Origin of the sequence: Flavobacterium panici (assembly GCF_024499525.1) — a bacterium.
Lineage (GTDB): Bacteria > Bacteroidota > Bacteroidia > Flavobacteriales > Flavobacteriaceae > Flavobacterium > Flavobacterium panici.
Window position 1 is genome coordinate 55,360 of sequence record NZ_CP100437.1, and the last position, 12,870, is coordinate 68,229.

Annotated in this window: 9 protein-coding genes; 6 read left to right on the plus strand and 3 right to left on the minus strand. The window is 32.2% G+C overall.

What is annotated here, in order from left to right; translation table 11 throughout:
• Nucleotides 1–72: 72 nt before the first annotated feature.
• On the plus strand, nucleotides 73–282 hold the full coding sequence (locus NLJ00_RS00300) for a hypothetical protein (RefSeq protein WP_053474283.1): 210 nt from the start codon (nucleotides 73–75) through the stop codon (nucleotides 280–282).
• Nucleotides 283–351: 69 nt separating this feature from the next.
• On the opposite strand, the gene NLJ00_RS00305 is transcribed toward NLJ00_RS00300, so the two are convergent.
• From NLJ00_RS00305 to NLJ00_RS00315, 3 genes are read right to left on the minus strand one after another with little or no spacing between them, the layout of a single operon-like run.
• Entirely contained in the window at nucleotides 352–3,489 is a 3,138-nt protein-coding gene (locus NLJ00_RS00305; protein WP_256635861.1) for a DUF7619 domain-containing protein, read from the minus strand.
• A 32-nt stretch (nucleotides 3,490–3,521) separates the two neighbouring features.
• Entirely contained in the window at nucleotides 3,522–4,283 is a 762-nt protein-coding gene (locus NLJ00_RS00310) for a LytR/AlgR family response regulator transcription factor (protein WP_053474285.1), read from the minus strand.
• A gap of 10 nt (nucleotides 4,284–4,293) precedes the next feature.
• The gene (locus NLJ00_RS00315; protein WP_256635862.1) at nucleotides 4,294–6,225 is read right to left on the minus strand and encodes a tetratricopeptide repeat-containing sensor histidine kinase; all 1,932 of its coding nucleotides are present in this window, start codon (nucleotides 6,223–6,225) and stop codon (nucleotides 4,294–4,296) included.
• A 273-nt stretch (nucleotides 6,226–6,498) separates the two neighbouring features.
• On the opposite strand from NLJ00_RS00315, the gene NLJ00_RS00320 reads away from it, so the two are divergent.
• The 5 genes from NLJ00_RS00320 to NLJ00_RS00340 all read left to right on the plus strand — a co-directional run bounded on the left by NLJ00_RS00320 (nucleotide 6,499) and on the right by NLJ00_RS00340 (nucleotide 12,810).
• Entirely contained in the window at nucleotides 6,499–8,073 is a 1,575-nt protein-coding gene (locus NLJ00_RS00320; RefSeq protein WP_256635863.1) for a C1 family peptidase, read from the plus strand.
• A 156-nt stretch (nucleotides 8,074–8,229) separates the two neighbouring features.
• Complete coding sequence (locus tag NLJ00_RS00325; RefSeq protein WP_256635864.1) at nucleotides 8,230–9,003, plus strand: hypothetical protein; 774 nt, start codon at nucleotides 8,230–8,232, stop codon at nucleotides 9,001–9,003.
• A gap of 120 nt (nucleotides 9,004–9,123) precedes the next feature.
• Entirely contained in the window at nucleotides 9,124–9,624 is a 501-nt protein-coding gene (locus NLJ00_RS00330; RefSeq protein ID WP_053474288.1) for a tetratricopeptide repeat protein, read from the plus strand.
• A gap of 142 nt (nucleotides 9,625–9,766) precedes the next feature.
• Entirely contained in the window at nucleotides 9,767–11,836 is a 2,070-nt protein-coding gene (locus NLJ00_RS00335) for a CotH kinase family protein (protein ID WP_256635865.1), read from the plus strand.
• 14 nt (nucleotides 11,837–11,850) lie between these two features.
• Entirely contained in the window at nucleotides 11,851–12,810 is a 960-nt protein-coding gene (locus NLJ00_RS00340) for an ion channel (RefSeq protein WP_256635866.1), read from the plus strand.
• Nucleotides 12,811–12,870 lie beyond the last annotated feature (60 nt).

The following is a 12,870-nucleotide window of genomic DNA, read 5'->3' on the forward strand; positions in this document are numbered from 1 at the left end:
AATTCCCAAAATATTTTTTTATTAAAGCATTTCAAATTAAATTAGTTGATTTTTCTTATAAAATTAAAAACTATGATTAAGATAAACTATAAAATTCAATTTGTTTTATTTGTTATCTGCTTATTCTTTATAGGATTGGGCATATTTGAAGTATCAAATGAAGGATTGAAAACTGGAACTGATCTTTTTTGGCAAATTTCTCACTTTGTTCCATTCGTTATGGGAGCAATAATTTTTGGTGTTAATTTATATTCTAAACGAATTGAGAAATTCAAAATTTAATAAAAAAGCCTCTCAAAGTCATCAAACTTTGAAAGGCTTTTAAATCAGAATAAAAATTGTAACCTAAATTTATTCCTTAATTATTTTCTCAACTGAGATTCCTTTTTCAGAAGTTACTCTGATAAAATACAATCCGTTTGATTTGTTGGATAAATTAATTTTTGAACTGTTTTTGTTTTCAATTACAGATTGAAGAATTCTTCCCTGAATATCAAACAATTCAATTCTTTTTATGGTATTATCACAATTAATAAACACCTCGCCTTTTGTTGGATTTGGATATATATTTATCGTGCTGTCTTTTTCAAAATCTTTATTTCCTAATGATTTAAAAATGGTTTCGGCTATATTTGTATCAACTGCTTCGTTATAATCAAAATAGATACTGGCATCTTGTCCAACCTCATCCCCTGACTGAAGCGAAGGCAGTGTTTTTATCTTAAACAAAATATTTCCATGACCTCCAACCGGCGGCGCTTTTGAGGTACTCAATTTAATTTTTGCAAAAACAAATTCGGCAGTATTTCCTTTTATGACAACATGTACTGCATGCGATGCATCTAATAACTGAAGTGAATTAATATCATATTTACTTTGATCTATAACAACCTTTACAACCACATTTTCGGCTTCAGCCGTGCCTGTATTTTCAAAATTGATTCCATAATGCAAATAATTCCCAATTGTTGAAGGAGAAACGCTCTCACCTTCTAAACAAGTAATATCATTTGGATCAAATGAACCCACTATTTCCTGATTAAAAACAAACTGATTGTCTGCCGGATTACTATCTCCTGCAATAGGATTTATTGAAGCAGTGAAGTTTAAAATATCCCCAATGTTTGCCGGCGGAACCTGTACCGGACTATTTACATTTAATCCCAGATAAATTCTCCTAGTTTCAAATGGAAGTAAATTAGCGTAATTCCAACCAAGATTTCCTGGAGTTTGAACATTTGGCGCCAGCGTTGCTATTCCATAATGCAATACATTTTGATTGTAGGTAAAGTTAGCTGTACCATTTAGCGTTTGATTTCCTTTATTTCGTATCAAAATCTCGTACCAGGCCATAAATCCGGGTTTTGCAGGATATATAGGCGCAATCACGATTTCAGCGTCGCTGTTTGTTCCTAATGCGCTTACACAGAAGTTTTGCTGTGCGGTATTATTGTTGTTATCTGCAAATGAAACAATCGGCGTTGTTGGCGAAACAGTAAAGAAAGCAGGATTTTCAACCGCTGTGGTTATATTAAAGTTTCCGGCATCGGTAAAGAAAGTATATTTTCCGTTTAAATCTGTAAAAGTTGAACTTAGAGAAGAACCATCGTTTAAATTCACTTTTACATTCGCTTGTTTTGAATCGGCAGCATCACAGCCATTATTATCAACATCAAAAGCAATTGTTCCGGTTATGGTGTTATAATTTCCGCCTGGATTAAAACTGCAATATGAGTTTACAACAACTGTCGGTAAACCAATACCTACCAAATAACTTTTTGTATCAGCTACATCTGTATCATCCTGACAAACAAAAATTAAATTCGAGTTTCCGTTATTAATAAACAAATCTTCATCTCTCCCATTTTTTGCAAATACCGTTTTAAGATTCGGATTATCATTTGCTGTCAAGGATTGAAAGGCTGAAAAATTCGAAACATCAATATTTTGCAATCCAGTTTTAGTAATATTTAAAACTGTAATATTTGGCGAATCAGAGAAATCAGCTGTCGCTAAAGGCATATCAGAATAAAATACATTTATCAACGCACTGCAATTTGTTAAATCAACTGAATTGATGTTGCTATAACTGCAGTTTAAAAGTTTCAAATTAGTCAATCCAGATAGATTCAATGAAGTTATAGGCGCTTTTTGAACGGCTGTGCCGGCAAGTACAAGTGTTTCAAGCGCAGCACATCCCTGAACATTTATTGAATTCAATGCTTCACTAGTATTACTAATAACAGTAAGCGCATTGCAATTTGAAAAGTCGGCGGTCACTAACGGAACATCCTGAATGCTTAAAACTTTTAACTTCGTACATCCTGAAACATTTAGATTTGCAGTTGGATTAGTATCCAATTCTAAAATTTCCAAATTTGTATTTCCCGAAAGGTCAACCGAAGGAATTTGATTAGAAACCAAAAAAACATTTTTTAAATTCACAGTACCTGTCAAATTCAAATTTGAAATAGAATTTGTGTTTGCTCTAAGTTGAGTAAGATTTGGAGATGAACTCAAATCTAAAGCGGTTAATTGATTTTTAGAACATTCAATCGTCAAAAGTGCCGAACATCCTGTAAGACTTAAATTTGTCAATGCATTGTTAAACACATTTAATCCCTGTAACGAACTGCAGCCTGATAAATTTAAAGTAGTCAGTAAATTATCCTGAATTAGAAGATTTTGTAAACTGGAGCAATTCGAAAAATCAGCTGTTTTTAAAACCTGATTAGAAGGAAAAGTAGACTGCGGAAAATTAAGCAGCGTGCATCCCGAAGCATTTATATTTTCTAAAGTTGGATTATCTGTTATTAAAAAAGTAGTCAGTTTGCTTAATCCCGAAACATTTAATGTTATTAGTTTATTATTTACCGCATTGAAATATTCTAAATTTGGGCAGCCCGTTAAATCGAGTTCCGTTAAAACATTATCTTCTAAATACAATTGGTTCAAAGCAGAAAGACCGCTGAAATTCAATGCAGAAAAAACCGGATTTTGCTGCGCTACGATATTAGTAAGACTCAAGCAATTTGAAATTGTCAAAGTGGTCATCAACGGGTTTTCCATAAAAGTAACTCCCGTTAATCCGTTCATTCCTGAAACTGTTGCAGAAGTCAAAGTTGGGCTTTTTACATAAATCGTTTTTAAGTTCGGCATTCCGCTTAAATTGATCGAAGTCGTGCTGATTCCGTTAAAACCCAATTCAGTTACATTCGTGAAACCTTCAATTCCCTGAATATTGGTTACCAAATTAGCATTAGTTCCTTCTATCCAAAGTTTGTCAATTAAAGCCGCTTCAGAAACCTGAATCTGATTATCAAAATTAGTATCGATTCTCGTAACAGCAACGCCGCCGGAATAAGCCGTAAAATTTGCCGCACCGCCATTTACAAGCATATTTTTAAATGTTGGATCGGTAAAATTTAAAATCTGTGCTTTTAGTATTACTGTAAAAAACAGTAAAAATAGTAGTAATTTTTTTCTCATAATTAGTGATATTTTGGTTTTTGGGGAAATCGTTAAAGAGCATTTATTAATTCCTGCAATTTTTCTTTTTTGCTCTGAGCAATCGGAATATTCGAATTATCAGCCATAATCACATAACCTCCATCTGTTTTGATATAAGATTTCAGATAAGACAAGTTGATTAAATGCGATTGATGAATGCGCTCAAACCCATGTTCTGAGAGTAACTCTTCGTATTCCTTAAGCGTTTTAGAAATTAATATGGGTTTGTGATTTTTAATAAAAAACTGCGTGTAATTAATTTTTGCTTCACAGCGAATGATATCCGAAACTTCAAACAAATGAATTCCATCGCTGGTAGAAAGTGCAATTCGTTTAAAATTGTCTACTTTTTTTCGGATGTTTTCCAGCAGTAAATCAATGTTTTCGAATGAATTGTTTTTTCCAACAGCTTCTTTAATTTTTGCCATTGTATCTTGCAATTCCTCCGGATCAACAGGTTTTAAGATAAAATCAAGAGCACTAAATTTAAATGCTTTTACAGCGTATTGTTCATGCGCAGTGATAAATACAACATGAGCATTTAGTTTTCCGTTTACCTTATTTAATCTTTCGAGAATATCAAAACCAGTTCCGTCGGTTAAATGAATATCCAGAAAAATAACCTGAGGCCTTAATTTTTCAATCACGGCAATTCCGGTTTTTACACTTTCAGCTTCGCCAACAATTAAAATATCATTTGTATAACGTTCTAAAAGCGCTTTTAGACCTGTTCTCAAATGTTTGTCGTCCTCTATTAATACTGCTGTTATCATTTATTAAAAATTAGGGTATGTATTGAACAGGCAGACGCAAAACGACTTTTGTTCCTGTTTTTTTATTTTCTGATTGTAATTCGGTGATTTCTATTTGTGCAGATTTGGAAGTTATAGATTCCATGATTTCCAAACGTTTTTTTGTAATTCCCAAAGCCATTGATTTATGCGCCGTAACCGAGTTTTCTTTTAAATGTTTCGATTCAGATAAACCAATTCCGTCATCTTTAATCGTACAGATTAGCTGCTCTTTTTCAACATCAAAATCAACTTCAATTTTTCCGGTTCCATCTTTAGGTACAATTCCATGAAGAATCGCATTTTCTACAAAAGGCTGAATCAGCAAAGGCGGTAATCCCATATTAAATTCGACTCTTTCGCTTGATTTAATTTCAAATTCAAATTTGTCATGAAAACGGAGTTTTTCTAATTCCAGATAATTCTGAAGGCTTTCAATTTCTTTATCAATCGGAATTAATGAACCTTTTGAATATTCAAGTGTAAGACGCATTAATTTGGAGAATTTAGACAAATATTTCAATGCCGAATCGGTTCCGTTCTGAACAATAAAACTAGAAATTGAACTCAAACAATTAAATACAAAATGCGGATTCATTTGTAAGTGCAGCGCTTTTTGCTCGTATTCGGCAACTTCTTTTTTCAATGTCAACTGACGTTTAACCTGCATTCGATTATAAATTACCAATATCAAAGCAATTAAAAGTAAAGCGCCTAAAATGGAGAAAATAACAAACTGAATTTGTCTTTTGTTTTTTTCAGATAATAAAGCTTCTTTTTTTCTGTATTCGTAATTCACTTCTGCCAAAGCAAATTTCTGACTTGTTGTTTCATTGATAATACTATCTCGCGCTTGAACATAATTTTTATAATGTTCTAACGCTGCTTTCGGATCATTTAAAGCTTCGTATAATTCGCTTAATAATTTTTCAGAATGATACGTCTGGTCCAGCACTCCTATTTCTTTTGCATAAGCAAGGGATTTCTCTGCAAAAGGCATTGCTTCTTTATATTTTTTTTGATCCTGAAGCAAACCTGCGATATTGTATAAGGAAAGTGAAGCACCAAATTTATTCTGTAATTCTTCATACAAATTCAATGACTTCGTATAATATTCATTAGCCAGTTTTAAATCATTTTCTTTCTTATAATAATCGCCTAAATAATTACACAAAAGTGCATATCCTCGCATATTATCTGTATTCTCAAAAAGCTTTTTAGCTTTGTTATAATACAAAATCGCATTTTTATTCTGACCCGTTTCAAAGTAAATCGCACCAATATTGGTAAGCGTAACAGCAGCGTTTTTTTCTCCTGTTTCAGTTTGAATTTTAGATGCTTTCTTTAAATATTCTAGTGCTTTTGGATAATTTAACTGAGATTTATAAATAATCCCGATATTATTTAGTGCTTTAGAAACATTAGCCTGTTCATCAATTTCCTGATATAACTGCAGTGCTTCTTCGTAATTTTTCAAAGCTAAAATTTGATTGCTTTGTTCTGAGTAAACCACACCCGAGCTGGCATAAGAACGAGCCAAACCGCTTTTTACTTTTTTGCCTGAATCTTCCTTTAAAACCTTTTTAAATTCTAATTGGGCAGTTTTAAAATATTTTAAAGCATTTGGGTAATCTCCTAAAATAATTGAAGCATTTCCTTTATTGACATAAGCCGTAGCAAGTCCAAAAGTAAAGTCAGATTTCAAACTTAGATTAGTTGCTTTTTGAGCATAAAACAATGTCGAATCAGGGTTGATTTCTTTATATAAATCGGCTATTTTATTATACTCATTGACTTTTGAAGTATCAACTTTAGTATAAATTAGCACTCTTTTCAAGCTGTCAATCTTAGCATTTTGAGCATTCAATAGCTGTCCTGCAAGAAAGAAGAAAAAGAAAATTATTTGACGTAGTTTTTGACTCACTATTTTTTATTTTGCTTGTTGTGAGACAAATGTATGATATGTTTTTTAGTAACTGAACATGAATTATTATTTCTCAGGTTTCACTTATTATTTGATTTTTTTCAATTATTTCAAAATATAAACCTACATCAGAATTTCAAAGAGCATGTTTTTTTTAAGATATATCTTCTTTAATGATTTATATATTTTTATAAGTTAAATATTACATTTTAATAATTAAATAACAAGGTAATTACTATATTAGCTGCTAGTCAAATTAAATAAAACCTTTTTATGAAAACAAAATTTTTAAAATTAGCAGGATCATTTTGCGCCTTATTATTGATTAATTCTTGTCAAAAAGATGAACTTCCGTTAAATGCAAAAAATGACAGTTCTTTAATTGAAGAAGAAAGAGGAACGGGGTATATTCCGTCTACTCCTGAGCAGCTGGCAAACATTAAAGAATTAAAAAAAACATCAAGTCTCTTTGGTAAGGAAGCACTTCCTGCTCAATATGTACTTCCTGAGCTGCCTGCTGCTCTTAATCAAGGATTCAAAGGCTCATGTGTTGCTTATTCAATTGCACATGCTCTTACTATTTTAAATAATGAATCAAAAACATTAGCTGATGGAAGTCCAAATTATAATGCTTATGCAAGTGGGGATTATTTATATGAAAAATATAAGTCCAGAGACAATTGTGATGGTCAATTATATTTTATTGAGGCTTTAGATGCTGTAAAAACAGAAGGAACACCTAGCTATGCTGATATGGAATATGGACCTTGCGGTATTCTTCCTACTCTCACACAGGAAAAAAATGCATACAAAAACAGAGTAAATGATTACTACAGATTATCATCGCCCGAAGGCGGCATACCTTCACTGGAAGATATAAAAAGACAAATAGCAAATGGAAAACCAGTAATGTTAGGACTAGTTATTGATAACGATTTCAAAGCTAAATCTATAAGATTGTGGGATAAAAACACTTCAAGTTCATATGCAAGCCATGCCGTTGTTTTAACTGGTTATGACAATCAAAAACAAGCATTTAGACTTATTAATTCTTGGGGACCAACATGGGGTGAAAAAGGATATATTTGGGCTACTTACAGAAAAATAGAAGAAGTTTTAAGTTCTGATGTATTCGTAGTAGAGAAAAATAATCCATTATCTTATAAAGAAGAAACATTACCTTTTATCACCTTTACTAAGGATATAAGTAATTCAGGAGATAATATAAAATTTACAAAAGGTCAAGTAAATCCTTTTATTAGTAATGGAAAGTTTAACTGGAATAATGATTTGATAAATCCATATTTTGATCAATATAATAATCCTACAATGAGTTTGAGTTATTTTGTACCTGCTAATAATGACGGAATTGATGTAGATGGAGATTTGACTTTTGAAATAAGAGTAAAAATAGAATCAAGCAAAAATGTACCTTATCCTATTGATACAGAAAAAGGAATTGAATTGCAATTATGGAATGGTGCATATGGAGGCAAAAATCAATACATGAGCTGTATTGTTCCGATGAATTCAGCGTATAAAGAAATATTCACAAATAACTCAGGTGAAACTTATAAAAATAGAGCAAATACTTATATTGACTATAATAATAATCCAAATACTTTTGATAGAGAGAAAACTATTAGAATTCATATTAAAAACGGACAATTCTATGTGGCCAATAAAACTTACAAAATGCCATCGGGAATAAATAGGCTAAAAACTTTTTATATAAAAAACATAGGCACTATGGGTTCTATTACCGATATTAGAGTATATATAAACGATAAACAAGTAGGTATTGATACTTTTGATCAGGCAAAACCATGGCTTCAATGGTATGAATAATAAACTAAAATTAAAGGCGCAAAGAAATCTTTGCGCTTTTTTTTAATCTTAACTTTAAATCCAAAAATTTAAACATATCATTTCTAATCTTTTTTGTAAATTCATCATGAATTACAAACTAAATTTCTCCAAAATATTGACTAAAAAGATAAACGTATGGCAAGAATACATTTATTTGAATTTGAAGATCAAAAATGGTTTCCTGTTTTTTTAAGAAATTACATAACCGACTTTTTGCAATTCCTGTCAAACAAAACCGGAATGTACAAACCTGTTGTTCCTTTGCTTGTAAATATTCTAAAAACCAATAATGCAGCAACAATTATTGATCTGGCTTCTGGCGGAGGCGGAGGACTTATTTGGTTAAACAATGAATTAAAAAAAGAAATTCCAAACTTAAAAATCATTCTGACCGATTATTATCCAAATATCCCTGCTTTTGAATACACTAAAAAACAAGCTGATAATTTTGAATATATAAGCCATTCTGTAGATGCACGAAATGTTCCCGCAGAATTAAATGGACTTAGAACTCAGTTTCTTTCCTTACATCATTTTAACCCAAACGATGCCAAACAGATTTTACAAAATGCAGTAGATGCTAAATCTCCAATCGCCATTTTTGAAGTTCAGGAAAGAAGTTTTGCCAGTATTGTCGCCATGATTTTTTCTCCAATTAGCGTTTTATTGACTACCCCATTTATCAGGCCTTTTAAAATTGGCCGAATTATTTTTACTTATTTAATTCCTATAGTTCCACTTTTTGTTTTATGGGATGGTATTGTTTCTTCATTAAGAACTTATTCTGTCCAAGAAATGAATAATCTTGTAAATGGACTACATAATACAGAATCTTATAACTGGCAGATTAACCGGGTAAAATCCGGTCCTGGAGTGGTATTGTATTTAATAGGAATTGAGAAGAAATAAACATTATCCAAAATACAATTCATAATTAGTAATTATTTTACAAAAGAATTCTTTCACAAAAACAAAACTTTGCTAAATTCGTTTGAAGAATAATTAACCTGCTAATCCCAAATTAGTTTTATGAAAAACCTACTATTATTATCATTTATTATGATAAGCTTTTCGTCGTGGTCACAAACCGCAGAAATTTATTTTAACAGAGCTTTTAACAAAGCTGCAAACGGAAATTACAAAAGCGCAATTACTGATTACACAAAAGCGATTGGCAAAAATTCTAAATTTGTTGAAGCGTATCAAAATCGCGGCGTTGCAAAATACCAATTGAATGACCTACAAGGCGCAATGACCGACTTTAGCAAAACCATTGAACTTGATAATATGAATGCCGATGCTTTTACGGGCCGTGCAAACGTAAACTTCAAACTGTCAAAATTTAAAGAAGCCATTGAAGACTGCACATCATCACTTGGTTTAAACCCAAGAGATTATGTTGCTTACAATTTACGAGGTTTAGCTTACAATAAAATTGGAGACAAAGCCAAATCCTGCAAAGATTTCTTAAAAGCAATCGAATTAGGAAGTCAAAGTGCTATAAAAAACAAAAGCACTTTTTGTAAATAATAAATCAAATTTGTGTTAACAAAAAGTAATCTGCAAAATAATGCCTTTGCAGATTGCTTTTTATACCTTATTCATAAAAAAATAGTGTCCGTTTTTTAATAATCTGGTTAGTTGTTACATTTGTTACAAAACTAACCTAACCATGATAAAACACTACTTTTCAAAAACTTACACTCCTTATACCCTTTTCATATTGGTTTTTCTGTTTACAGCCAATGTAAAATCACAAACCTTTACAGACAGTAATTTACCTATTGTCATTATTAATACAGACATAGATCCGAACACGAATCAGCCAATTGAAATTCCCGATGATCCAAAAGTTTTGGCAACGATGAAAATCATTAAAAGACCAGACGGAACCCGAAATTATTTAACCGATAGTAATACTGCCGCTTATTTAAATTATAACGGAAGAATTGGCATTGAACTGAGAGGATCCTCTTCACAATCACTTCCTAAAAAACCGTATGGCTTTACCACTTTAAAAGCAAATAATACAAGCAATAACAATGTCAGTTTACTGGGAATGCCGGTAGAAAATGACTGGATTTTAAATTCACTAGCTTTTGATCCTTCTTGTATTCGTGATTATATTTCGTATAATTTATCCAGACAAATTGGCGATTATGCTACGCGAACTGTTTACTGCGAAGTAGTAATCAACAATGAATATAAAGGATTATACATTTTACAGGAAAAAGTAAAATCAAACGTTAACAGAGTAAACGTTATTAAAATGGCCGATACTGATAATACACTTCCAAATGTAAGCGGAGGTTATATTACAAAAGCCGATAAAACAACTGGCGGAGATCCGGTTGCCTGGACGATGTCTTCTTACAACGGTTCTTCTGTAGATTTTATTCATGAATTGCCAAAACCGGAAAACACAACTATTGAACAAAATGATTATATAAAAAACCAGTTTAAAAATCTGGAAATTACAGCCGGCGCACATAATTCTGATTTAGCAGCAGGATATTCATCTATTATTGATGTTCCTTCTTTTGTTGATTATATGATTTTGGCCGAATTAGCTTCAAATGTTGACAGTTATCAATACAGCACTTATTTCCATAAAGATAAAGAAGGAAAACTGCGCGCCGGTCCTATTTGGGATTTTAATCTAACATACGGAAACGATTTGTTTAGCTGGGGATATGACAGAAGCAAATACGATGTTTGGCAATTTTCAAACGGAGACAATGAAGGCGCCAGATTTTGGAGAGATTTATTTACTGACACTACATTTAAATGTTATTTCACTAAAAGATGGAATGAATTGACATTGCAAGGAAAACCTTTAAACTACAACAGCCTTACTCAGTTTATAGACGAAACTGTAAATTATATCAGCGAAGCAAAAGTGAGAGAAAATCAAAAATGGGGAACAATTCCAAACGATGCACTTGAAATCAATAATCTAAAATCATTTTTATCCAATAGAATTTCATGGATAACAGGACAATTAGGAAGTTTTAGCAGTTGCAGCAATATCGAAACTCCTTCGCTTGTTATCACAAAAATAAATTACAATCCAGGCGTTTCGGCAACTTTTCCAACCAGTAATGATCTGGAGTTTATAGAAATTAGAAATACAGGAAACACATCCGTTAATTTAACCGGTATTTATTTAAGCGAATTGGGTCTATCGTATCAATTTCCTGCCAATGCAACATTAGCGGCAAATCAGGGTATTTATATCACAAGCAATAAAACTACTTTTGAATCTAAATATGGAGTAACCGCTTTTGGGCAGTTCTCCCGTAACTTATCCAATACCTCACAAAAAATAATTTTAGCAGATGGTTTTGGAAACACAATCGATTCAGTAGAATATACAAATGTATCTCCGTGGCCAAATGCAGATGGAAACGGAAGTTATTTACAGCTTTCCAGCACTGATCTTGACAATGCGCTGGCGTCAAGCTGGATTGCAGCATCAGATAATAATTTATCTGTTCCTGAAAGTGTTGAATTGAAAAATGCGGTTTTATATCCAAATCCCGTAAAAAACACATTAACCATTCAGGCGAGCAAACCTATTTTAAATTACAAAGTGTATGATGTGCTGGGACGTTTATTGTATGAATCCAAACAAGATTCTAATACAATAAAAGCGGATTGGAGTTTGTATCCAAAAGGAATTTACTATATTTCGATTTCCAATGAAAATGGATACAGCACCAAAAAGGTAATCAAACAATAACAGTAAAAAACTGCATGTCACTTTTAAGAAAAATTAATAACCTTCAAACAGATAAAAATTCAGGATTTGGCACGAATGCCGGAAGCTACGGCGGAAGATTTGTAAATAAAAACGGAACTCCCAATATCGAAAAAAGAGGTATGAACCTGCTTCGCCGAATAAGCTGGTACCACACCATGATCGATATGCCCAACTGGAAATTCATGTTTATTTTATTTTCTTTCTATATTATAATCAATTTTATTTTTGCAGTTATTTATTATGCCATCGGTGTTGAACATCTGGACGGAATTTCACCATCAGGAAGTCTTTTAACGCAGTTTGGTCAGGCTTATTTTTTTAGTGCACAGACTTTTACAACGGTTGGTTACGGACATATCAGCCCAACCGGATTCCTGACAAGTGCTTTGTCTGCAGCCGAGGCTTTAATTGGTTTGCTGAGTTTTGCCATTGCAACTGGTTTATTCTTTGGAAGATTCAGCAAACCAACTGCCTTTTTAAAATTTTCGCACAATGCCTTAATTTCTCCTTACGGAGAAGGCAAAGGCTTAATGATAAGGCTTGTTCCTTTTAAAAACACCAATTTTACAGATGCAGTGGCAAAAGTTACTTTAGGTATGAGCATTGAAGAAAACGGTCAGCGAGTAAATAAATTCTATACTCTTAACCTCGAAATAGATCGTATAAATGCACTCTCGCTGAGCTGGACATTAGTTCATCCCATTGATGAGAACAGCCCTTTGTATAATTTTACCGAAGAAGATTTTAAAAACACACATGGAGAGATTTTAGTTTTCATCACCACTTTTGATGATATGTTTAGCAATACCGTGGCAGCCCGAACTTCGTATACTTTTAACGAAATTATTTACGGTGCAAAATTCCAAATTATGTACAACCGAAGCAAAGATAATACTAAAACGATTTTACATTTAGACAAATTAAATCAGTTTGATACTACAAACTTCTCATAAAGAATCATTTTTATCTAGTTTTTAAGGTTTTTTGAGATTTTATTTTACTTTTGTTTACAT